The sequence below is a fragment of the Stenotrophomonas sp. STEN054 genome, assembly GCF_056854535.1.
Genome location: NZ_JBXFWG010000001.1, coordinates 97,751 through 118,556, shown reverse-complemented (window position 1 = coordinate 118,556; position 20,806 = coordinate 97,751). Strand labels below are relative to the sequence as shown.

At 66.6% G+C, this 20,806-nt stretch carries 24 protein-coding genes and 1 riboswitch; of the genes, 9 read left to right on the top strand and 15 right to left on the bottom strand.

The genetic code is table 11. The features are described from left to right. Positions 1–29: 29 nt before the first annotated feature. The 5 genes from thiL to AC1VXD_RS00475 form a co-directional block, all read right to left on the bottom strand. Positions 30–992, bottom strand: a complete 963-nt coding sequence (gene thiL / locus AC1VXD_RS00495; protein ID WP_482990358.1) for a thiamine-phosphate kinase — start codon at positions 990–992, stop codon at positions 30–32. Between the two features lie 224 nt (positions 993–1,216). Beyond that, entirely contained in the window at positions 1,217–1,696 is a 480-nt protein-coding gene (nusB, locus tag AC1VXD_RS00490; RefSeq protein WP_482990357.1) for a transcription antitermination factor NusB, read from the bottom strand. Next, positions 1,693–2,160: a 6,7-dimethyl-8-ribityllumazine synthase gene (ribH, locus tag AC1VXD_RS00485; protein WP_079220615.1), complete on the bottom strand. Its 468-nt coding sequence runs from the start codon at positions 2,158–2,160 to the stop codon at positions 1,693–1,695. The genes nusB and ribH overlap by 4 nt, the downstream gene beginning before the upstream one ends. A gap of 155 nt (positions 2,161–2,315) precedes the next feature. Beyond that, positions 2,316–3,416, bottom strand: coding sequence for a 3,4-dihydroxy-2-butanone-4-phosphate synthase (ribB, locus tag AC1VXD_RS00480; RefSeq protein ID WP_482990356.1), 1,101 nt, complete (start codon positions 3,414–3,416; stop codon positions 2,316–2,318). Next, complete coding sequence (locus AC1VXD_RS00475; RefSeq protein ID WP_482990355.1) at positions 3,413–4,015, bottom strand: riboflavin synthase; 603 nt, start codon at positions 4,013–4,015, stop codon at positions 3,413–3,415. The genes ribB and AC1VXD_RS00475 overlap by 4 nt, the downstream gene beginning before the upstream one ends. A 77-nt stretch (positions 4,016–4,092) precedes the next feature. Continuing rightward, positions 4,093–4,238: riboswitch (FMN riboswitch) on the bottom strand. Positions 4,239–4,543: 305 nt separating this feature from the next. On the opposite strand from AC1VXD_RS00475, the gene AC1VXD_RS00470 reads away from it, so the two are divergent. The 6 genes from AC1VXD_RS00470 (at position 4,544) to AC1VXD_RS00445 (ending at position 9,012) form a co-directional block, all read left to right on the top strand. Further along, the gene (locus tag AC1VXD_RS00470; protein WP_482990354.1) at positions 4,544–5,167 is read left to right on the top strand and encodes a hypothetical protein; all 624 of its coding nucleotides are present in this window, start codon (positions 4,544–4,546) and stop codon (positions 5,165–5,167) included. Positions 5,168–5,312: 145 nt separating this feature from the next. Continuing rightward, the gene (locus AC1VXD_RS00465; RefSeq protein WP_482990353.1) at positions 5,313–6,191 is read left to right on the top strand and encodes a hypothetical protein; all 879 of its coding nucleotides are present in this window, start codon (positions 5,313–5,315) and stop codon (positions 6,189–6,191) included. A 127-nt stretch (positions 6,192–6,318) separates the two neighbouring features. Beyond that, positions 6,319–6,540, top strand: coding sequence for a hypothetical protein (locus AC1VXD_RS00460; protein ID WP_482990352.1), 222 nt, complete (start codon positions 6,319–6,321; stop codon positions 6,538–6,540). A 162-nt stretch (positions 6,541–6,702) separates the two neighbouring features. Next, entirely contained in the window at positions 6,703–7,020 is a 318-nt protein-coding gene (locus AC1VXD_RS00455; protein ID WP_482990351.1) for a hypothetical protein, read from the top strand. A gap of 106 nt (positions 7,021–7,126) precedes the next feature. After that, entirely contained in the window at positions 7,127–8,104 is a 978-nt protein-coding gene (locus AC1VXD_RS00450) for a hypothetical protein (protein ID WP_482990350.1), read from the top strand. A 278-nt stretch (positions 8,105–8,382) separates the two neighbouring features. Continuing rightward, complete coding sequence (locus tag AC1VXD_RS00445) at positions 8,383–9,012, top strand: hypothetical protein (protein WP_482990349.1); 630 nt, start codon at positions 8,383–8,385, stop codon at positions 9,010–9,012. 125 nt (positions 9,013–9,137) lie between these two features. Here the strand turns inward: AC1VXD_RS00445 and ribD are convergent, their stop codons facing one another. The 6 genes from ribD to AC1VXD_RS00415 form a co-directional block, all read right to left on the bottom strand. After that, positions 9,138–10,223: a bifunctional diaminohydroxyphosphoribosylaminopyrimidine deaminase/5-amino-6-(5-phosphoribosylamino)uracil reductase RibD gene (gene ribD / locus AC1VXD_RS00440; RefSeq protein ID WP_482990420.1), complete on the bottom strand. Its 1,086-nt coding sequence runs from the start codon at positions 10,221–10,223 to the stop codon at positions 9,138–9,140. A 78-nt stretch (positions 10,224–10,301) separates the two neighbouring features. Continuing rightward, positions 10,302–10,823 (bottom strand): transcriptional regulator NrdR, encoded by a 522-nt coding sequence (gene nrdR / locus AC1VXD_RS00435; RefSeq protein ID WP_108767702.1) that lies wholly within the window; start codon positions 10,821–10,823, stop codon positions 10,302–10,304. Between the two features lie 96 nt (positions 10,824–10,919). Beyond that, positions 10,920–11,339, bottom strand: coding sequence for a hypothetical protein (locus tag AC1VXD_RS00430; protein ID WP_482990348.1), 420 nt, complete (start codon positions 11,337–11,339; stop codon positions 10,920–10,922). Further along, the gene (locus AC1VXD_RS00425) at positions 11,332–11,790 is read right to left on the bottom strand and encodes a hypothetical protein (RefSeq protein WP_482990347.1); all 459 of its coding nucleotides are present in this window, start codon (positions 11,788–11,790) and stop codon (positions 11,332–11,334) included. The genes AC1VXD_RS00430 and AC1VXD_RS00425 overlap by 8 nt, the downstream gene beginning before the upstream one ends. Before the next feature lie 66 nt (positions 11,791–11,856). Continuing rightward, positions 11,857–13,110 (bottom strand): serine hydroxymethyltransferase, encoded by a 1,254-nt coding sequence (gene glyA, locus AC1VXD_RS00420; protein ID WP_482990346.1) that lies wholly within the window; start codon positions 13,108–13,110, stop codon positions 11,857–11,859. 177 nt (positions 13,111–13,287) lie between these two features. After that, positions 13,288–13,767 carry an RcnB family protein gene (locus AC1VXD_RS00415; protein WP_482990345.1) on the bottom strand — a complete coding sequence of 160 codons (480 nt, stop codon included), beginning with the start codon at positions 13,765–13,767 and terminating at the stop codon, positions 13,288–13,290. A 254-nt stretch (positions 13,768–14,021) separates the two neighbouring features. On the opposite strand from AC1VXD_RS00415, the gene ettA reads away from it, so the two are divergent. Next, positions 14,022–15,686: an energy-dependent translational throttle protein EttA gene (ettA, locus tag AC1VXD_RS00410; RefSeq protein ID WP_079220603.1), complete on the top strand. Its 1,665-nt coding sequence runs from the start codon at positions 14,022–14,024 to the stop codon at positions 15,684–15,686. 89 nt (positions 15,687–15,775) lie between these two features. After that, complete coding sequence (locus tag AC1VXD_RS00405; protein WP_482990344.1) at positions 15,776–17,092, top strand: NCS2 family permease; 1,317 nt, start codon at positions 15,776–15,778, stop codon at positions 17,090–17,092. A 180-nt stretch (positions 17,093–17,272) separates the two neighbouring features. Here the strand turns inward: AC1VXD_RS00405 and AC1VXD_RS00400 are convergent, their stop codons facing one another. The 3 genes from AC1VXD_RS00400 to AC1VXD_RS00390 are packed head-to-tail and all read right to left on the bottom strand — an operon-like array spanning position 17,273 to position 19,511. Next, positions 17,273–18,559, bottom strand: a complete 1,287-nt coding sequence (locus AC1VXD_RS00400) for a sensor histidine kinase (RefSeq protein ID WP_482990343.1) — start codon at positions 18,557–18,559, stop codon at positions 17,273–17,275. Continuing rightward, positions 18,556–19,215 carry a response regulator transcription factor gene (locus AC1VXD_RS00395; RefSeq protein WP_482990342.1) on the bottom strand — a complete coding sequence of 220 codons (660 nt, stop codon included), beginning with the start codon at positions 19,213–19,215 and terminating at the stop codon, positions 18,556–18,558. The genes AC1VXD_RS00400 and AC1VXD_RS00395 overlap by 4 nt, the downstream gene beginning before the upstream one ends. Then, positions 19,215–19,511 carry a PepSY domain-containing protein gene (locus AC1VXD_RS00390; RefSeq protein WP_482990341.1) on the bottom strand — a complete coding sequence of 99 codons (297 nt, stop codon included), beginning with the start codon at positions 19,509–19,511 and terminating at the stop codon, positions 19,215–19,217. Before AC1VXD_RS00390 ends, AC1VXD_RS00395 begins: the two co-directional genes overlap by 1 nt. A 145-nt stretch (positions 19,512–19,656) precedes the next feature. Here AC1VXD_RS00390 and AC1VXD_RS00385 point away from each other — a divergent pair, with 145 nt between their 5' ends. Then, positions 19,657–20,091, top strand: a complete 435-nt coding sequence (locus tag AC1VXD_RS00385) for a PepSY domain-containing protein (RefSeq protein ID WP_482990340.1) — start codon at positions 19,657–19,659, stop codon at positions 20,089–20,091. Positions 20,092–20,274: 183 nt separating this feature from the next. On the opposite strand, the gene AC1VXD_RS00380 is transcribed toward AC1VXD_RS00385, so the two are convergent. Then, complete coding sequence (locus AC1VXD_RS00380) at positions 20,275–20,763, bottom strand: hypothetical protein (protein WP_482990339.1); 489 nt, start codon at positions 20,761–20,763, stop codon at positions 20,275–20,277. Between the last annotated feature and the right edge of the window lie 43 nt (positions 20,764–20,806).

Genomic DNA, 20,806 nt, shown 5'->3' with positions numbered 1-20,806 from the left:
GGTTGGCACCTACCAGGGCGGTGTTGCGGTTACGTGAAGTGCTGGTAACCGCCGCTGGCGGGTTCGCCATCCACCTGCACGCCCTGCCCTTCGGTGATGCGACCGATGCGGGTCAATGGCAGGTTCAATGAATCAGACAGATACAGCAACGCGTCGCGCTGGTCGGCCGCTGCTGTGAAGCACAGTTCGTAGTCGTCACCACCGCGAAGGGCGCAGTCGCGTGCGTCTTCGCGGCCCAGCAGGGTGCGCAGTTCTGGTGAGATCGGCAGACTGTCGGTGTCCACCTGTGCGGCGACACCACTGCGTGCGGCGATGTGGCCCAGGTCGGCAAGCAGGCCATCGGACACATCCACCGCCGCATGCGCGAACGCGCGCAGGCGCAGGCCGAGGGTAACGCGTGGCGTCGGCCGCAGCAGGCGCAGGCGGAGTGTTTCGTAGTCAGGCAGCAACGTGGCCGCAGCCACGTTCAGCGCGCCCTGCTGCCACAGGCGCAGCGCACCGGCGGCATCGCCCAGCGTACCGCTCACCCAGATGTCATCGCCTACCTGTGCGCGGTCGCGGCGCAGGGCCTGGCCGCGCCCCACCTGGCCCATCGCGGTCACCGACAACGACAGCGGACCGCGTGTGGTGTCGCCACCGATCAGCGCGATGTCGTGCTGGTCGGCCAGGGCGAAGAAGCCGTCGGCAAAGGCCTCGATCCAGTCTTCGGAGGTATCCGGCAACGACAACGCCAACGTGCACCACGCCGGGCGCGCGCCCATCGCGGCAAGGTCGGAGAGATTGACCGCCAGCGTCTTCCAGCCGATATCGAAGGCCGGCGTTTCGCCGGGGAAATGCACACCGCCGTTGAGCGTATCGGCAGTGACTACCAGTTGCTCGTTGGCACGCGGTTGCAGCAGCGCAGCGTCATCACCGATGCCGAGCGGGATGTCGTCGCGCTCGGTGGTGCGCGCGCGGATGCGGTCGATGAGGGCGAATTCGGCCAGGGACATGGGGCGCTCCGGCGGGTTGCATGGATGGGCGGCGGGCGCAAATGCGGGCGGATCGTACCGATCGGATGGAACCGGCGGGGGTGGAACCGACTGGGTAGAGTCGACTGTTAGTCGGCTGCCTTTCGATCAGCGGTCCTATCGCCGGATCAAGAGCAGTCGACAAACAGTCGACTCTACCGAAGCAGATTCCCGCGCCGTTCAATGACCGAGGCGGGACGCAGGGGTCAGTGACCCGATTCGACCTTGCGCCATTCCACGGCCGCACGATCCAGCACGCCGTTGACGTAGGTGTGGCCATGCTCGGAACCGAAACGCTTGGCCGATTCGATGGCTTCGTTGATGACCACGCGGTACGGCACGTCCAGGCGGTAGCGCAGCTCGTAGCCGGCCAGGCGCAGCACGGCGCGTTCGATCGCATCTACTTCTTCGATGCCACGGTCCAGGTACGGGCCGAGGGCTTCGTCAATGTCTTTACGGTTATCCAGCACGCCATGCACCAGCGCTTCGAAATACGCCAGATCGGCGATTTCGCGGGCCTGTTCGTGGGCGAACTGGGCAATGAGCGACTGTGCGTTGCCGCCGGAGATCTGCCAGGCATACAGCGCCTGCACGGCACGACGGCGGGCGCGCGAGCGCAGCACCGGGTCGATGCCATCACGGCGGACGGGTTTACCGGAGGGCTTGCCCTGGGGGTTCTTGTTCATGGCAGTTGCTCCAGCAGGTTGACCATTTCCAATGCAGCGATTGCGACTTCTTCACCCTTGTTGCCGTGGCTGCCACCGGCGCGTGCCTCGGCATCCTCGGCGCGCTCTACGGCCAGCACGCCGTTCAGCACCGGCACGCCGAAATCCAGCTGCACGCGCATCAGGCCTTCAGCGCAGCGGTCGGCCACGTGTTCGTAGTGGCGGGTGTCGCCACGGATGACGCAGCCCAGGGTGAGGATGGCAGCGTGTTCATGGGCGGCAGCGAGGCGAGCGGCGACCAGCGGCAGTTCCCAGGCACCCGGCACGCGGATCACGTCGATGTTGGCTTCGGCGATGCCGTTGCCGGCCAGGCTCTGGCGGGCGCCAGCAACCAGGGTATCGGTGATGCGGGCGTTCCAGCGGCTGGCCAGGATGGCAAAGCGCGCCGACTCGGGGGTGCGAAGATCGCCTTCGTAGTGGCTCATATGCGGCTTGGGGGTTCGATAAGGAGGTGATTCTACCGCATGGTGTGCCGACCAACGGTCGGCACCCATCGGGGGACGGGTCGATCTGCCGGGCACGGCCCGGCGCTACCGGGGTCGGATCCCGCGCCGCGGGCTTCGACCCCATCGGGCAACCGTTACAGGGTCACCGTCTCCACCACTTCCAGGCCGTAGCCGGCCAGGCCCACCTGGCGGCGGGGGGTACCCAGCACGCGCAGCTTGCCCAGGCCCAGGTCGGACAGGATCTGCGAGCCGGCACCATTGCGGCGCCACTGGCCCACATCCTTGTCCTTGCCCGGCACCACCGGCGCCGGCTGCTGGCGCAGGCGGGCCAGCAGGGCCTCGCCGTCGCGCGGGGCCGACAGCACCACCATCACGCCCGTCCCTTCGGCGGAAATCGCGCGCAGGGCATCGGTGGCGGCCACGCCGAAATCATCACGGCGCCAGTGCAGCAGGTCGGCCAGCGGGTTTTCCACCTGCACGCGCACCAGGGTCGGGGTATCGGCCGCCGGGGTGCCACGGACCAGGGCGAAATGCAGGTCGTGGGCGATGCGGTCGCGGTAGGTGACCAGCTTGAAGGGGCCGAATTCGGTATCGATGTCGCGCTCGTCCACACGCTCGACGGTCTTTTCGGTGGCCAGGCGGTAGGCGATCAGGTCGGCGATGGAGCCCATCTTCAGGCCGTGCTCGCGGGCGAACACTTCCAGCTCCGGGCGGCGCGCCATGCTGCCGTCCGGGTTGAGTATCTCCACCAGCACGCCGGCCGGTTCCAGCCCGGCCAGCATGGCCAGGTCGACGCCGGCCTCGGTGTGGCCGGCGCGGGTCAGCACGCCGCCCGGCTGGGCGATCAGCGGGAAGATGTGGCCCGGCTGGTGCAGGTCGGCCGGCCTGGCGTTGGGCTTCACCGCGGTACGGATGGTGTGGGCGCGGTCATGGGCGGAAATGCCGGTGGTCACGCCTTCGGCCGCCTCGATGCTGACGGTGAAATTGGTCTGGAACTGCGCGGTATTGGCCTGCACCATCGGCGCCAGGCCGAGATCGGCGGCGCGGGTACGGGTCAGCGGCAGGCAGACCAGGCCACGGCCGTGGGTGACCATGAAGTTGATGTCCGACGGCTTGACCAGCTCGGCGGCCATGATCAGGTCGCCTTCGTTCTCGCGGTCTTCGTCGTCGACGATGACGACCATGCGGCCTTGGCGGATGTCTTCGAGGATCTCGGGGATCGGGGCGAAATTCATGCACGTGCTCCTTCGCCCAGCAGGCGTTCAACGTAACGGGCAACCAGGTCGATTTCCAGGTTCACCGCGCTGCCCACGCGCGAGGTGGAGAAAGCGGTGTTGGCCACGGTGTGCGGGATGAGGGCGACTTCGAAACCTTCGTAATCCACTTCGTTGACGGTGAGGCTGACGCCGTCCACGCAGATCGAGCCCTTCTTGGCGATGTAGCGGCGCAGCACGGCCGGCGCGGCGAAACGCCAGCGCTGGGCACGTGCATCTTCGTGGATGGACAGGACCTGGCCGAGGCCATCGACGTGGCCGCTGACCAGGTGACCGCCAAGGCGGTCGGTCGGGCGCATGGCGCGTTCGAGGTTGATGACCGCCCCTTCAGACAGCTGGCCGAGCGTGGTCAGGCCCAGGGTCTCGGTGGACGCATCGGCCTGGAAGCTGCTGGCGTCGAAGGCGATGACGGTGAGGCAGACGCCGTTGATGGCAATGCTCTCGCCCATCTGCACGTGGTCGAACGGCAGATTCCCGACGTTGAAGGTGAAGCGGACATCGCCGCCGATGGATTCGCGTGCGGCCACACGGCCGACGCCTTCGATGATTCCAGTAAACAAGAAACGTTCTCCGCGAAAAGTGAGCGAAAAACGCCGCAAGGCAAACAGGCGGGCGCAGGGCCGCAAAGGCCCTGTGGCACCGTCTTCTTTCATCCGGACTATGACCGTCGGCTCCGGCATTGGACCGGATCTGCTGACCCCCGACCATGGGCCGGGGCGCTCGCGGGCTCGTGCTTGCGCACCTACCGCCGGTGGGGAATCGCACCCCGCCCTGAAGACGTTTGTGTACCGGCGAAACCGGCTCGGCCAGTGTACCAGCCTGGACTGACCGGAGTCGGATGCCTTTCCGCAGGAAAGGGCTCTGACCCCTTGTGTGGCCCACTTGGGGTCAGAGACCTTTGTGTTGCAAAAGGATCCGACCCCCCGCCCTGCACGGATCCGACCCGCAGCTGAACCGACCGCCAGCTGTGACGTAAGTCGCTCGTATTCTGTAAAAGTTTCATTAAAATCAAGCCTCGGACGACATGAGGTCGCCACGGACTGCCAACAGGGTGGCCCGCCAATGGACTGCAATTCACAGGAAAATCCATGCGCAAGATCCTGATCGTGGCCGCACTGCTGGCCGCCGCACCGTTCTCGGCCTCGGCCGATGCCCTGAGCTACACCTACGCCGAAGGTGGCTGGACCCAGGCCAAGGTCAGCGACGACAGCCTCAACGATCCCAAGCTGGACGGCGGCTACGTGCGCGGCTCGGTGGCCCTTGCCGAGCAGGTGCACGTGTTCGGTGGCTGGAACTACGGCAGCAAGACCTACCACTTCACCGATGGCTCGGTGAAGCTGGAACTGAACCAGCCGGAGCTGGGCATCGGCTACCACATGCCCTTCAGCGATCGCGTCGACTACACCGCCGACATCGCCTGGGTGCGTCAGCAGGCCAAGGTCACCGACCGCCTGGACGGTTTCGCTGATGAAACCTTCAAGGACCACACCAACCTGGTGCGCGCCACCATGGGCCTGCGTGGCAAGCCCTCGCGCATGACCGAAGCCTGGATCAAGGCCGGTTACATGGATGGCGGCAACAATTTCGAAGGCACCTGGGTCGGCACCCTCGGTGGCCAGGTCAACTTCACCAAGACCTGGGGTCTGGTGGGCGAGGTCTCCGGCTACCGCGACGTCACCCAGTTCTCGGCCGGCGTACGCGCCAGCTTCTGATTGCTCGATCCTCGTCGTGTAATCGAACGGGCTCCGCAAGGGGCCCGTTTTTCATGGGCGCGCGCACGGCGTGCCATCGAAGCTGCGTGCAGATGCGCCAGGCTTTCGCGCCTTTGCACTGCCTCACTGGAAACGGAACACCGTCATGAAGACTCCCCTGCGCACCCTGCTCGCCATCGCCCTGCTGTCCTCCCCCGTGTTTGCCACCGCCGCAACGGCCCTGACGCCGGAACAGACGCTGGACCTGTACGCGCGCGTGCTGATTGAAGACGATGCCGCTGCCGCACGCACGCTCAACGACGCCATGCGCAGCGCGCACGATGGCAAGGACGCGGTGACGCCCACGCCGGGCGCACTGGCCAAGGCGCTGGCCGAACCGTGGATGGCGCTGCAGGCCAGCGTTGGCGCCACGCCCGATGCAGCCGCGACCGAAGCGCTGTACGGAAAGGTGCTGAAGGCATCGACCTGTCGCGCCACTGGCAGCAGCATCGAAGAGAACGAGTACGTGGACGACCAGAAGATCGCCACGGTCGAGTTCACCTGCAAGGTGGTGGACCTGGCGAGCGTGCGCCCGCTGTTCGCCGACAGCATGACCAGTGAAGACCCGGCCAGCCGCACACGCTTCATCGAGGCCTATACGCAGGCGCTGAAGAGCGGCACGCAGCGCACGGTGAAGGGCAGCCAGAAGCTGTACTCCGGTGCCGGGCAAGCGTACTGGTTCAGTGGCAGCTTCGATGAGCTGGTCACCCCGGTGCTGGAATCCATCGCGCCGTTCCAGGTGTGGATGGAAGATGCCGAAGCGGCCAGCGCACCGAAGGTGACCGGCGTGCCCGGCTGCGACCTGCTGCTGCAGCAGCACCGCAGCTGCGTGACGAAGATCGCCCCGGAACAGATCAGCGGCGTGGATGCGATGGCCGACGAGCTGAAGGCCAAGGCCCAGGTGAAGTCGGCTGATGAGATGACGCAGGAGTGCAAGGCATTGCGCCCGATCGCACAGACGATGTGGACCGACGAGTGCGCGTAAAGCGGTAACGGCGGGTCGCTCGCACGATGTGCGCGGCCTTCCAGCCAACACAGTTCGGAAAGATTGCATGAACGGCAGAGGGCGGGATTGGCGATGCTTCGCAATCCCTCTGCCTGGCGACACCGCCATGTTGAAGCCTCTCCTTGTTCTGCCGCCGCGTGCGCGTGCCTTGGTGCTGCTGGCAGTGCTGGCACTGCTGGCGTCATCGGCAAACGCGGCGAGTTCACCGCCAAGACCGGAAGAGGCATGCACGCTGCAGGCCCGCGTCTACCTGCACGATGATGCGCCAGCGAAGGCATTGCTTGAGGCGTTGGGCCCCGGCTGGGTGCCGAGCGAACGTATCGACTGACAGCCCGTCATTGACGATGTACCTGCGTGGTTGGCACGGCAGGCATTTCCGCCCCCCGCCCCCGCCATCGGGCGCGCATTTGCCAACGCACTAAGCACGCGGCTATCGCTGATTCACTGCGAGGCCAGGAATTTTCTACCGTTGGGTTCACCGGAAATCGGCATGTGCGCACTGGCATGCACGTACCCGGACGTATCGCCCCTTCGCGAAGCCTATCTGGCGCTTCAGAACACGACACAACCCGATGCCCAGGCGCAGAGCGATGCGCTGTTCAGCCGCTGGACCACCCTGCTGCGCGACGCCCCGGATGGCTCGCACTGCGTACCGGTAACGGGCTGGTATCTGGGAAACCACGAAGCCTCGGACGCCGCGCGCGGGCAGCAGCTTTCGCGGACCGTGCTGATGGGGCTGATGCCACTGGGCAGGTGGGACGCCGGCGAGGATGAGGTAGACGTTTCGGCATTGTGCGAGATCGACTGACGCTATCAGCACACTGTAGGAAGCCCCGATTCCTTTACAAGTAATTGCATTGAAGCGCAGGTGCGAGTGGTCCACGCTGTGAGGCCGACGCGTCAGCATCGGCAGCATGAAGGAGCTTCAGATGTTCGATTCTCTGCGCCGCATCACGCGCACCGTACTGCTCTCCCTGCAGGCACTGCTGCTGGTGGGATGCTCCCAGGCCTCGCCGCCTTCGGTTCCCGTCCCCGGCTCGGTCGTCAGCCTGGCACCGCCTCCTGGCTTCGCACCAGCCCCCAACTTCTCCGGGTTCGTCAGTGGAGATGGACGCGCCAGCATCCTGATTGCCGAACTGCCCGCAGAAGCCGGTGCAGTGGTGAGCGAACTGTTCGCAGACAATGCGACAGCGCGCGAACGCTTCGCCAGCCAGGGCGTGCAGGTCGAACGTCTGGAGAGAATCACAAGCGACGGGCAGACGATTCCGGTGGTGATCGGCAGCCAGGACGCCCACGGTTACACGTTCGGCAAGTGGATCGCGCTGTTCAGCGGCTCTCCGACCGTCATGATCACGATTCAAGCCCCGCGCGATCATGAGTTGACCCACAAGCAGGCCGTGCGTGTTCTGGAGTCGGTGACGCGCGGTGCCCAGCCCACGCTTGAGCAGAACGTTGCCGCCCTCCCCTTCACCGTCGAAGCAGCGTCTCCGTTTCGGCTGCTCAACACGTTGGCCGGCTCGGCGGTGATGTTCACTGCGGGCAAACTGGACACCGATCCGCAAGGCCGCCAGCCGCTGGTGACCGTGGCGTCCATGCTGTCGCTTCCCTTCGATTCGGACGATGTGGCCGAGATCTCTGATGAACTGATTGCCGGCACGGTCAGCATTCAAGGAGGCACCATCGTTTCCAGGACAAACACGCACTTCGCAGGCATTGCGGGGCACCGCGTTGACGGACTCACCCCCAGCGGAAACCGCTACCGCCATTACCTGGCGGTGTGGCCAAGCGAGCGGTTCGTCCGTCTCGTAGCCATCCTGCCGGCGGACAGCCCGAAGGAAGTACTGGATGCGGTCGATGCCATGGCCGCCTCGGTCCAGTTCCGCGGCATGTGACGCCACAGCCCCTCCTTGCCAATGCAAGCCTCGATGCGCGCCCTCTTCTGTTCCCTGCTGGTCACCGCCGTATGCGATGGGCTGGTCCACAAGTTTCGGCGCTGCGCGGCGCGCTTCGCGCCCCAGGAACTGGCGGGGCCGATGCGCTGGGTAAGGCATTGAGCGACCAGCGAGCAGGCACGGCCGTGCAAGGTGCTGCGGCCGATGTTTGATGCCCTCTGGCCGGAGTCCTGTGAATGAAGTGCTGTACGCGGCGATGCCTGGCTGGTCGCCTGATCGTGCTGCTTGCCTGCGTGATGTTGCCTGGACTGGTAATGGGAGCGCCGGCCAAAAACAGTTTTTCAGGATTCGGCGCTACTGATTTCACACTCGAAAGCGCAAGCTCAACAATCAAACCTCATGTAGTTGCCTGCAAAGCACCCGAGAACTGTGAGAGCACATTGACTGAATCAGTCTCGATCACAACAGAAATTGTTGAGATGAATGGGGCGAAACTTGTTCTTCTGATGAATACCTGGGGTTTAGGTGGACGCTCTGAGACCGCTTTCTCGAAGCCTGTAGACCATCCACCAAGCCTGTTCTACGTCACGGGATCGCAATTCAACGACGTTGAGCTGACACCAAAAAATCTGAAAGAAACGCTGGCGGTTGTGATGACCGATGACTCCTACCTCCCTGCTGACAGGGAGAGCTTTCACACCTACTGGCTGGTGACCAACATTCCTGTACTGGTTGGGCTCATCTTGACTGGCCCAGATGACGAAAGAAGCGAGGTCAGCATTCCAGGAGGCACGTGCGTAAACATCAAGGCCGAGTCCACACGCATGGCAAGCCTATTCAGATACTGCAAAAAAAAAGTGACCTTATTGAAATTCAGTACTTCAAGGATATTGAAGATAGCGTACTGAAAGCAGGCATCACCCCGGATTTCCTGGGGTTCCAAGAATAATATCCTTGGAATGCCGATGCGCCACAGATACGCGGGTAACGGCGCAGTGTAGATCCACGCCATGCGTGGATGGCTTTCACCGCATCACGCGCGCAGCAGCAACCGCAGGTCATCCCCCACCTGGCGCTGGTCGACCGCGCGCAGGCGACGTTGCTGGTCCATCGCTTCAATACCGAGGCCAGCCAGCAGCGGGCGGCCGGTATCCCCCAGCAGCGTCGGTGCCTGGTACAGCAGCAGCTCATCGACCCAGCCGCCACGCAGCAGCGCGCCGGCCAGGGTGGCACCGGCTTCGGTGTGTACTTCATTGATGCCACGCTCGGCCAGCAGCGCCAGCACCGCACCCAGATCCAGGCGTCCATCGACGCTCGGCACGCTGGCGAATTCGGCATCGGCCGCATCCGGTGCGTTCACCGCAGCATCGTGCACATACAACGTCGGCGCCCGACCCTCGCGCACGCGGCTGCATTCCAGCGAGCGCAGTCGGGAATCAAGCACCACGCGCAGCGGCGGCATCACCTCGCAATCGGCCAGGCGTACGGTCAGCATCGGGTCGTCGGCCAGCACCGTATCGGCGCCGGTGAGGATCGCGCCGGCACGCGCGCGCCAGTGCTGCACGTCTTCGCGCGCCGCCGCACCGGTGATCCATTTCGAGCTGCCATCGGCCATCGCCGTGCGACCGTCCAGGCTGGCGGCCAGCTTCACCCGCAGCCACGGGCGGTTGCGCTCCACGCGCGACAGAAAGCCCTTGTTGAGCTCGCGCGCCTGCGCCGTCATCAGGCCTTCGCACACCTTGATGCCCGCTTCGCGCAGCAGGTCGAAGCCACCGCCATCGACCTTCGGGAAGGGGTCGCGCAGCGCCGCGACGACGCGCGACACACCGGCCTCGATCAGCGCCAGCGCGCACGGTGGCGTGCGGCCGAAATGCGCGCAGGGTTCCAGGGTGACGTAGGCGGTGGCACCCCGCGCTTCGCTGCCGGCTTCACGCAGGGCGAAGACTTCGGCGTGCGGGCCACCGGCACGCTGGTGCCAGCCCTGCCCGACCACGCGCTCGCCATGGGCGATCACGCAGCCGACCATGGGATTGGGGCGGGTGGTGTAGGCGGCACGCTCGGCCAGGCGCAGTGCGTTGGCCATGTGCAGGTGGTCGAGGACGGTGAACGGCGTGGTCATGCGGCCATGGTAACGCTGCGGGTGTGGATCCATGCCATCGTGCCAACCAACGGTTGGCACCCTCCACCCATCCGGATGTCAGCCCTTCTTTTTCTTGGTCAGGGCGATGACATCGCCCAGCAGCTGCAGCTGTTCGGTGCTGGACGGCAGGTCGCGTTCCAGCTTCTCGATCTCCTCGCGGAAATCGGCCACGTCCTCGAAGCTGCGGTAAACCGAGGCGAAGCGCACGTAGCCGACGTGGTCGAGCTTGCGCAGTTCGTTCATCACGAACTCGCCAACCTTGATCGAGGGCACTTCGCGTTCGCCGCTGATGCGCAGCTGGTGGACCACGGCGCGTACCGCCGCTTCGATCTTCTCTTCCGGCACTGCGCGCTTCTGCAGCGCGCGGTCGAAGCCGGCGCGCACCTTGCGCTGGTCAAAGGCTTCGCGTGTGCCGTCACTCTTGACGATGGCCGGCAGCTTCAGCTCGACCGTCTCCAGGGTGCTGAAACGTTCGTTGCAGGCCTCGCACTCACGCCGACGGCGGATCGTCGCGCCGTCTTCGGAGACGCGCGAGTCAATGACCCGTGTATCGGCATGCTGGCAGAAGGGGCAATACATGGAACGCCTGGCTCAGGGGGGATACCACTCTGTCAACGTCATGACAGCGTCGCAAAGGTACCTGAGAAGGGCTTTTGCAGCAAATCCGGGCGGCGCTCAGCCCTGTGCGGCAAGGGGTTGCCGCCAGCGCAGCCACGCCAGATGCGCAGCCGGCAGCAGCAGCGGCGGTCCCAGCGCAAGAAGCCCCAGCGAGGTCCAGTCGCCGCTCATGAATGCCAGTGACACGGCGACGGCAACCATGGCAACAGCTGCCAGCGCGCCGAGTAACAGGCCGCTCCAGACGAACCACGGTGCGGCACGCAGCCCGGACTGGCCGCGCCACAGGAACAAGCCGCTCAGCAACAGCCAGGCCATCAGCCCGACCAGACCCGCGCCGGCCCACAACCACTGCAGGACGGTGAGGTAGCGGGCAAACGCACCGAGCCCCAGCACCGACAGGGTGCCGGTTACGGCAATGATCGGAATGCCCAGCAGCAGGGCCAGTGCAATGCGGCGCTTTTGCGCGACCTCATCCACGGGGGGCGGCCACCTGCGGGGGTCCGGCCACCCGCAACAGCACCAGCATGCCCGCCGGCACCAGCATCGACGGGCCTGCAAACACCATGTTCAGCACAAGAAGGCCCATATCCGAGAGGTAGTACAGCGCCATGGCCAGCATCGGCAGGCAGGCCAGCATGCCCAGACCCAGCAGCCACCACCAGCGCAGCGAGGCCGCACCCAGGCCTCGTCGCCCTTCCCTCAGCCAGAAGAGGCTGAGCGCGATGCAGGCCACCAGGCCGGCAAGCGCAGCCGATCCCCACAGAAGCATGCCGGCGGCAAACCACAGCTTGTCCGGGTTCAGGGAGGCCAGGCCAATCACGCCCATGACCAGCGCGATGCAGGCACCTGCGCCTCCGAAGAGCAGGCTGGGCAGGCCGAACAGCACCGCCAGCGCCGTGTACAGGTACTTGAGGCGACGCTCATCCATGCGTGGGATACCCGACCGTGGGGTCAGAGCCCCTCCCTGCGGGAAGGATCCGACCCCACTCCCCGATCAGCCGTAGACCGGGTACTTGCGGCACTGCGCGCTGACGGCGTCGCGCACGCGGGCGATGACGGCGTCATCGGCCGGGGCGTCGAGCACGTCGGCGATCCAGTTGGCCAGGTCCACGCAGTCCTGTTCGACATAGCCACGGGTGGTGACCGCCGGGGTGCCCAGGCGCAGGCCCGAGGTCACGAACGGCGAACGCGGGTCGTTCGGCACCGAGTTCTTGTTGACGGTGATGTGGGCCTTGCCCAGCGCGGCTTCCGCGTCCTTGCCGGACACGTCCTTGCCGATCATGTCCACCAGCATCAGGTGGTTCTGGGTGCCGCCGGAAACGATCTTGTAGCCGCGCGCGATGAGCGTGTTGGCCATCGCCTGGGCGTTCTTCACCACCTGCTGCTGGTAGGCGGTGAAGCCCGGTTCCAGCGCTTCCTTGAAGGCCACGGCCTTGGCGGCGATGACGTGCATCAGCGGGCCGCCCTGGATGCCCGGGAACACCACCGACTGCAGCTTCTTGACCAGGTCTTCGTCGGCGCCCTTGGCGACGATGATGCCGCCGCGCGGGCCGCGCAGGGTTTTGTGGGTGGTCGAGGTGACCACGTGGGCATGATCCAGCGGGCTCGGGTAGACGCCAGCGGCGACCAGGCCGGCCACGTGGGCCATGTCGACGAACAGGTAGGCGCCGACCTTGTCGGCGATGGCGCGGAAGCGCGCCCAGTCGATCACCTGCGAATAGGCCGAGAAACCGGCCACGACCATCTTCGGCTTGTGCTCCAGGGCCAGGCGCTCGACTTCGTCGTAATCGATCAGGCCCTGGTCGTTGACGCCGTACTGCACGGCGTTGAACAGCTTGCCCGAGGCGTTGACCTTGGCACCGTGGGTGAGGTGGCCGCCGTGGGCCAGGCTCATGCCGAGGATGGTGTCACCCGGCTGCAGCAGGGCGAAGTACACGGCCTGGTTGGCCTGCGAACCGCTGTGCGGCTGCACGTTGGCGTAGTCGGCACCAAACAGCTGCTTGAGGCGGTCGATCGCCAGCTGCTCGGCAATGTCCACGTATTCGCAGCCACCGTAGTAGCGCTTGCCCGGGTACCCTTCGGCGTACTTGTTGGTCAGCTGGCTGCCCTGGGCCTCCATCACGGCCGGGCTGGTGTAGTTCTCGCTGGCGATCAGCTCGACGTGGTCTTCCTGACGCTGGGTTTCGGCGGCGATGGCCTTGGCCAGTTCGGGATCGTAGGTTTCGATGCGGACGTCACGCGGGAACATCGGGTACTCCGGCAGGCAGGGAAAGAGGGGTACGGCACAGCCCCTGATTGTAGCCCCGTGACGGCCTGCCGGGGCCGAACGGGACGGGGCCGGATCCCCGTGGAGGAGATCCGGCCCCGTATGGATGTGGCCCGACATGTCAGTAGATCCACGCCATGCGTGGATGTGACCGCTGACTCAGCGGCTGAGCACGTACTGGGCGATCACGCCGGTGGCGATGGCCACCAGCAGCATGTTGCCGCGATCGTCCCGGATCCACTGGTGGCCGTACGGCGGGCGGCGCAGGTGGTAGCGCGGGTAGTCGTTCACCACGTAGACCGGCCCACGGTAGTAATCGCGGTAGCGGTGGCCGACCTGCCAGCCGTAGCCCGGGCCCGGCCGATAGCCGGGGCGGTAGACCACGCGCGGCGGCGGCGGTGCCGGATGGTAGTAGCGGCGGTCATGGTCGCGGCGCCAGTCACGGCGCGCATCGCGGCGGTCCCGTTCGTAGTCGCGACGCGCCTCGCGGACGTCATGGCGGTACTCGCGACGATCATCGCGGCGGTCTTCCCGCCACTCGCGGCGGTCACGGTGATCGTTGTCGGCGAATGCCGGGGTGACCGATCCCAGCGCCAGCACAGAGGCCATGGCCCCGGCCACGATTCGATGGATGCGCATGACAGACCTCTGTTGCAGTGGATGGTGATGTCCATATTGCGCAACCGATCTGAACCGTTTCCGGCTGGAAACGCTTCCCGTTGACGCATTCTGCTCAGTATTCAGCCTTCGGCCAGCCCCACGGGGGTCCGGCAGGCGCGGCCGGGAGGCGGTTCCGGCTATAATTGGGGGTATTCCATTCAGTCTGTGCCCGCTGTCGTCCGGGAGCTTCCCGCTGACGGACGGGTGCAGGGCCGCGCCCCTACGGAGACCTCATGTCCTCGCAATACATCTACACCATGAACCGCGTGTCCAAGGTGGTCCCGCCCAAGCGGCAGATCATCAAGGACATCTCGCTGTCCTTCTTCCCGGGCGCGAAGATCGGCCTGCTGGGCCTGAACGGCGCCGGCAAGTCCACCGTGCTGAAGATCATGGCCGGCGTGGACACCGATTTCGAGGGCGAAGCCCGCCCGCAGGCCGGCATCAAGGTCGGCTACCTGGCGCAGGAACCGGAACTGGACCCGACCAAGACCGTGCGTGAAGCGGTGGAAGAAGGCGTGGGCGAAGTGCTGCAGGCCCAGGCTGCGCTGGACGCGGTCTACACCGCCTATGCCGAGGAAGGCGCCGACTTCGACGCACTGGCCAAGGAACAGGAGCGCCTGGAGGCGATCCTCGCCGCTGGCGACGCGCATACCCTGGAAAACCAGCTGGACGTGGCTGCCGATGCGCTGCGCCTGCCGCCGTGGGATGCCGTGGTCGGCAAGCTGTCCGGTGGTGAAAAGCGCCGCGTGGCACTGTGCCGCCTGCTGCTGCAGAAGCCGGACATGCTGCTGCTCGACGAACCGACCAACCACCTCGACGCCGAGTCGGTGGAATGGCTGGAACAGTTCCTGGCGCGCTACACCGGCACCGTCGTGGCGGTCACCCATGATCGCTACTTCCTGGACAACGCCGCCGAGTGGATCCTGGAACTGGACCGCGGCCGCGGCATTCCGTGGAAGGGCAACTACACCGACTGGCTGACCCAGAAGGATGAGCGCCTGAAGCAGGAAGACAACCAGGAAAAGGCCCGCCAGAAGGCGATCCAGAAGGAACTGGAATGGTCGCGCCAGAACGCCAAGGGCGGCCGTACCAAGGGCAAGGCCCGTCTGGCCCGCCTGGAAGAGCTGCAGTCGGTCGATTACCAGAAGCGCAACGAGACCAATGAAATCTTCATCCCGCCGGGCGAGCGCCTGGGCAATGCGGTGATGGAGTTCAAGAACGTCTCGAAGAAGTTCGGCGACCGCCTGCTGTTCGACAACCTGAGCTTCCTGGTGCCGGCCGGCGCCATCGTCGGCATCATCGGCCCGAACGGTGCCGGTAAGTCGACCCTGTTCAAGATGATCACCGGCCAGGAAAAGCCGGACACCGGCGAGATCGTGGTCGGCCCGACCGTGAAGCTGTCCTACGTGGACCAGAGCCGCGACGCGCTGGAAGGCAACCACAACGTCTTCCAGGAAATCGCTGGCGGCCTGGACATCCTCAACATCAACGGTATCGAGATCCAGTCGCGCGCCTACATCGGCCGCTTCAACTTCAAGGGCCAGGACCAGCAGAAGATGGTTGGTTCGCTGTCCGGTGGTGAGCGTGGCCGCCTGCACATGGCCAAGACCCTGCTGCAGGGTGGCAACGTGCTGCTGCTCGACGAACCATCCAACGATCTGGACATCGAAACCCTGCGTGCGCTGGAAGATGCGCTGCTGGAGTTCCCGGGCAACACCTTCGTCATTTCGCATGACCGCTGGTTCCTGGATCGCATCGCGACCCACATCCTGGCGTTCGAAGGCGATTCGCACGTGGAGTTCTTCCAGGGCAACTACCGCGAGTACGAAGAAGACAAGCGCCGCCGCATGGGCGACGACGCCGCACCGAAGCGCCTGCGCTTCAAGGCGCTGAAGTAAGGCAACCGGAAAGGCCGCGCTCGCGCGGCCTTTCTCTTTCGGCAGGTCACCACCGCTGGGGGTGACGCCCAATTGTTGTGAGTACCCCCATGTCCCTGTTCGAACGCCTGTTCCAGCTGCAGCAGCACGCCACCACCGTGCGCACCGAGCTGCTGGCCGGTGTCACCACCTTCCTGACGATGTCCTACATCGTCTTCGTCAACCCGGAAATCCTGGGCACCACGGGCATGGACGCCGGCGCCGTGTTCGTCGCCACCTGCCTGGCCGCCGCGCTGGGTTCGGCGGTGATGGCCCTGGCGGCCAATTTCCCGGTAGGCATGGCGCCGGGCATGGGCCTGAACGCGTTCTTCGCCTTCACGGTAGTCGGCGCGGCCGGCCTGCCGTGGCAGCAGGCGCTGGGCGCGGTGTTCATTTCCGGGCTGGTGTTCCTGGTGCTGTCGCTGACCGGCGTGCGTGCGTGGCTGGTGGCCGGCATTCCGTCGTCACTGCGCTCGGCCATCGTGGCCGGCATCGGCCTGTTCCTGGCGATCATCGCGCTGCAGAAATCCGGGGTGATCGTCGGCAACGAAGACACGCTGGTGGCGCTCGGCCCGCTGAACACGGCGCCGCCGCTGCTGGCGCTCGGCGGTTTCCTGCTGATCGCGGTGCTGGAAGCGCGCCGCGTACGCGGTGCGATCCTGATCGGCATCCTCGCCGTCACCGGCGCCGGCTGGGCACTGGGTGACGTGCAGTACCACGGCCTGGTGTCGCTGCCGCCGAGCCTGGCACCGACCTTCCTGCAGCTGGACCTGCCCGGCCTGCTGCACCACGACGGCGGCGCGCCGATCGCGGTGCTGCTGCAGGTGGTGCTGGTGTTCGTGCTGGTGGAAGTGTTCGATGCCACCGGCACGCTGTACGGCGTGGTCGGACGCGCCGGCCTGCTGAAACTGCCGGGCGCGCAGAAGCGCTTCGGCCGTGCGCTGCTGGCCGACAGCACGGCCATCGTGGCCGGTTCACTGCTGGGCACCAGCAGCACCACCGCCTTCGCCGAAAGCGCCTCGGGCGTGCAGGTGGGCGGCCGTACCGGCCTGACCGCACTGGTGGTGTCGGCGCTGTTCCTGGCCGCGCTGCTGTTCTCGCCGCTGGCGGCCATGGTGCCCGCCTATGCCACCTCGCCGGCGCTGCTGTTCGTGGCCGGCCTGATGCTGCGCGAACTGGTGGAAGTGGACTGGAGCGACCTGACCGAATCGGTGCCGGCCGCGCTGTGTGCGCTGGCGATGCCGTTCACCTATTCCATCGCCAACGGGCTGGCCTTCGGCTTCATCGCCTACGCCGCGCTGAAGGCCGGCACCGGCCGCTGGCGCGAGGTGCATCCGGCGGTATGGCTGGTGGCGACGCTGTTCGTGCTGCGTTTCGCGCTGGAATAAGACGACCGCGCTGCGCGCTCGCCGGGGGGGGGGCCGCCCCCCCCCCCCCCAACACCCCCCCCACCCCAAACCCCCCCCCCCCACCCCCCACAACAAAGGAAAAACCCCCCCCGCCGCCCCCCCCCCCCCCCCCCCCCCCCCCCCCCCCCCCCCCTTTTTTTTTTTCCGTCGTCGGCAGCGTCAGATGTGTATAAGAGACAGCCCCAGCCGCCCACCGTAGCTGGCGGCGATGTCTCCCACGATCGCCAGGCCCAGCCCGCTGCTGCCTTCGCGCTCATCCAGGCGCACACCGCGCCGGGTGACCTGCGCCAGCGCATCGGCGGCCAGGCCGGGGCCGTCGTCGCGCACATCAATGCGCAGTTGCCCTTCCTCACTCGCCGCGCTGATCGACACCCGCTGCCGTGCCCACTTGCCGGCGTTGTCCAGCAGGTTGCCCAGCATTTCTTCAAGATCCGCACGCGCACCGGCAAACTGCAGCGCCTCGTCGATGCCCTCCGCGCCGAACACCACGCCGCGCTCGCCGTGCACACGGGCCATCAGCCCACACAGCGCCTGCGCCACCGGCGCCACGCTGGTGCGCTGGCGATGATCGGCAGCCAGGCCCACCGCCAGGTAGCGGTCGACACTGGCCTGCATGCGCGCGCCCTGTTCGCGCACGGTCGTGCGCCAGTCCGTCCCGTCGCCATCGGTTTCGGCGGCCAGCACGCTCAGCGGCGTCTTCAATGCATGGGCCAGGTCTTCGGCACTGGTGCGCGCGCGCGCGACCATCCGCTGCTGGTGTTCGAGCAGGGCGTTGAGCTCCTCGCCCAGTGGCACGATCTCGCTGCCCAGGCCATCGGTGTCGATGCGCTGGGCCTGCCCGCGCCGCACGCGTTCCAGCTGATGGGCCAGGCGCCGCAGCGGGCGCAGGCCGAACTGCACCTGGCTGGCCAGCACCGCCAGCCAGACCGCCACCAGCACGGCCAACGCCAGCGCGGTGCGCTGGCGGAAGGCCGCCACATCGGCATCCAGCGTGCTGCGGTCGGTGGCCACGGTCACCCGATACGCCTGGCTGGCGCGTGGCAGGCGCACCTCCTGCACGCGCGCACGCAGCGCCTGTTGCAGGGGCCCGGGCAGGTTGCGGGGGGCCTCAGCGGCCGCCGTGGCCGGCAGGCTTTCATCCCACAGCGAGCGCGACTGCAGCAGCACCTCTCCGCGGCGGTTGGCGATCTGCCAGTACGCGCCGGAAAACACCCGCTGGAAGCGCGCGTCGTTGGGCTCCTGGCGCAGCTGCAGCTGGCCATCGGGCGTGGTTTCCATCTGCGCGACCAAGGTCAGCAGGTCCTGCTGCAGCTCATGGTCCAGGCGGTCGCGCGCGCTGCGCTTGAACAGTTCGCCCAGCAGCGCGCTGGCCAGCAGCGAAACCAGCAGCAGGCCGATGCCACCGGCCAGCAGCAGGCGGCGGCGCAGCGAGGGTTGCCCGCTCACGGCGCGGCCAGCCGCCAGCCCTGGCCGCGTACGGTCTGGATCAGGTCGCTGCCGAGCTTGCGGCGCACGCGCCCCAACAGCACGTCCAGCGCATTCGAATCCGGGTCGAGGCCGCCATCGAAGACCTGCTCGCCCAGCCGCTCGCGGCCGATCACCTGGCCGCTGTGGTGGATGAAACAGCTGAGCAGGCGGAACTCCTGCGGGCTGAGTGCCAGTGGCTGGCCGTCCAGTTCGAAGCGCCCGGCGTTGACGTCCAGCTGCAGGGGGCCGCACTGCAGGCGCGGGCTGGCATGGCCATGGCTGCGACGGATCAGGGCGCGCAGGCGCAGCACCAGCTCATCGGCCTGGAAGGGTTTGGTCAGGTAGTCATCGGCACCGGCATCGAACCCGGCCAGCTTGTCGTGCCAGCGCCCGCGCGCGGTCAGCACCAGCACCGGGAAGCTGCGGCCGTTGCTGCGCCAGCGCTCGATCACGCTCAAGCCGTCCAGCCCGGGCAGGCCGAGGTCGACGATGGCCGCCTGCAGATCCTCGATCTGGCCGATCTCTTCGGCCTGGCGGCCATCGGCCACCGTCTGCACCACGTAACCGGCCTGTTCCAGCAGCGGCTGCAGGCGCTGCGCCAGCGCCGCATCGTCTTCGGCCAGCAGGATGCGCATCAGTCGTCCAGCTCCGTCTTCAGCAACCTGCCGTTGCGCGCATCATAGTCCAGCTCCACCACCACGCCGTCGGCGCGCAGGATCTCCACTTCGTACACGCCATCGTCCAGCTCCACTTCCAGCAGCTGGCCGGGGTGGCGCTTGAGTGCATCGCGCACCACGCCTTCCAGCGCGACGTAGCGACCCTGCTGCACGGCCCGGCGCGCGACATCCTGCGCCGGATCCTGGGCAGGCCGGGCGGCGGTTGCGGGGCTGGCCAGGGCCAGCAGCAGGGGCAGGGCGAACAGCGGCGTCACGGGGGAGGGCAGCCATGCGGGGAGGATGGCGTGAGTGTGCCGGTTACGGCTAACCACTGGCTAACAGTGCCGGCTAAGCGGCTGTTAACCGTGCCCGGCATCGTGGCGGTGCCGGGATGGTCCGGCATTGAACAGGAGAACCCCCATGTTGAAGTCGCTCACACTCGCCACCGTCGCCGCCCTGGCCTTCGCTCCCGCCGTGCAGGCGGCCCCGCTGGGCATGGCCCAGGTCGAGCAGATCCTGCGCAAGGCCGGCTACACCCAGATCCACGAGATCGAGCGCGATGATGGTCTGTGGGAAGCCGACGTCAGCCGTGCCGATGGTCGCTTCAGCGAGGTGTATGTCGACCCGAAGACCGGCGAGATCTTCGACGAGCACGATGGCCGCGCGCTGCTGGGTACCGGGCAGGTGCTTGCCAAGGCGCAGGCGCAGGGTCTGCGCGAGATCCATTCGCTGGAACGCGATGGCGCGACCTGGTCGCTGGAAGCGCGCAACGCCCGCAACCAGCGCGTGGAAGTGCGCCTGAGCGGCCATGACGGGCGGATCCTGCACAGCGAGCGCGATGGCTGGCTGGATTGAGGCCGGTAGCGCCGGGCCACGCCCGGCGAGCGGAATGTGCAGCCGAGCGTGGGCTCGGCTCTACAACGCAGGTGGTAGCGCCGGGCCACGCCCGGCGAGCGGAGTGTGCAGCCGAGCGTGGGCTCGGCTCTACAAGGCAGGCGGTAGCGCCGGGCCATGCCCGGCGAGCGCAGCGGGAGCTGTTTACCAGCCGTACGGCGGCGGGTAATCCCAGTAACCCGGGCCACCGCCGCCATAGAAACCACCACCATACGGGCCAAAACCAGGCCCCTTGCCTTCGCTGACATGGATGTTGACGTTGACCCCGTGGGTCTTGCCTTCATCCGTGGTGTAGTTCTTGCTGAGGTTGAGCGTGGCGGCGTTGTAGTGCGAGTTGCCGTAACCCTTCGAATAACCGATGCCGGTGGTGAAGTTGCCGGACACCCTCAGCTTGTCGTCGGTCACGTCGGCGATGCGGGCATCGTCGTGCACGCGCGGGCCGCTCTTGTCGCCGTAGTAGGTGCCCGGCGGGTCCTGCTGCACGGTCGGGTCGTTGAGATAGCGCATCGGTGCCTGCGGAACCGACAGGTCCAGGCCGGGCGACTGCGGCGCCGTGGCGCCGGCAGCGGACTGGGCAAGCACGGTCCCGGGCAGGCTGGCCAGGCACAGCAGCAGGGTCAGGGGACGGATCATCGCGATGCTCCAACGGGCAGGGACCGCGCCACGCGCGGCGGTA

Bases quoted from the DNA above. Each gene is read 5' to 3' on its own strand.
- thiL (WP_482990358.1), bottom strand. From the start codon at position 992: ATGTCCCTGGCCGAATTCGCCCTCATCGACCGCATCCGCGCGCGCACC.
- nusB (WP_482990357.1), bottom strand. From the start codon at position 1,696: ATGAACAAGAACCCCCAGGGCAAGCCCTCCGGTAAACCCGTCCGCCGT.
- ribH (WP_079220615.1), bottom strand. From the start codon at position 2,160: ATGAGCCACTACGAAGGCGATCTTCGCACCCCCGAGTCGGCGCGCTTT.
- ribB (WP_482990356.1), bottom strand. From the start codon at position 3,416: ATGAATTTCGCCCCGATCCCCGAGATCCTCGAAGACATCCGCCAAGGC.
- AC1VXD_RS00470 (WP_482990354.1), top strand. From the start codon at position 4,544: ATGCGCAAGATCCTGATCGTGGCCGCACTGCTGGCCGCCGCACCGTTC.
- AC1VXD_RS00465 (WP_482990353.1), top strand. From the start codon at position 5,313: ATGAAGACTCCCCTGCGCACCCTGCTCGCCATCGCCCTGCTGTCCTCC.
- AC1VXD_RS00460 (WP_482990352.1), top strand. From the start codon at position 6,319: ATGTTGAAGCCTCTCCTTGTTCTGCCGCCGCGTGCGCGTGCCTTGGTG.
- AC1VXD_RS00455 (WP_482990351.1), top strand. From the start codon at position 6,703: ATGTGCGCACTGGCATGCACGTACCCGGACGTATCGCCCCTTCGCGAA.
- AC1VXD_RS00450 (WP_482990350.1), top strand. From the start codon at position 7,127: ATGAAGGAGCTTCAGATGTTCGATTCTCTGCGCCGCATCACGCGCACC.
- ribD (WP_482990420.1), bottom strand. From the start codon at position 10,223: ATGACCACGCCGTTCACCGTCCTCGACCACCTGCACATGGCCAACGCA.
- nrdR (WP_108767702.1), bottom strand. From the start codon at position 10,823: ATGTATTGCCCCTTCTGCCAGCATGCCGATACACGGGTCATTGACTCG.
- AC1VXD_RS00425 (WP_482990347.1), bottom strand. From the start codon at position 11,790: ATGGATGAGCGTCGCCTCAAGTACCTGTACACGGCGCTGGCGGTGCTG.
- glyA (WP_482990346.1), bottom strand. From the start codon at position 13,110: ATGTTCCCGCGTGACGTCCGCATCGAAACCTACGATCCCGAACTGGCC.
- AC1VXD_RS00415 (WP_482990345.1), bottom strand. From the start codon at position 13,767: ATGCGCATCCATCGAATCGTGGCCGGGGCCATGGCCTCTGTGCTGGCG.
- ettA (WP_079220603.1), top strand. From the start codon at position 14,022: ATGTCCTCGCAATACATCTACACCATGAACCGCGTGTCCAAGGTGGTC.
- AC1VXD_RS00405 (WP_482990344.1), top strand. From the start codon at position 15,776: ATGTCCCTGTTCGAACGCCTGTTCCAGCTGCAGCAGCACGCCACCACC.
- AC1VXD_RS00395 (WP_482990342.1), bottom strand. From the start codon at position 19,215: ATGCGCATCCTGCTGGCCGAAGACGATGCGGCGCTGGCGCAGCGCCTG.
- AC1VXD_RS00385 (WP_482990340.1), top strand. From the start codon at position 19,657: ATGTTGAAGTCGCTCACACTCGCCACCGTCGCCGCCCTGGCCTTCGCT.
- AC1VXD_RS00380 (WP_482990339.1), bottom strand. From the start codon at position 20,763: ATGATCCGTCCCCTGACCCTGCTGCTGTGCCTGGCCAGCCTGCCCGGG.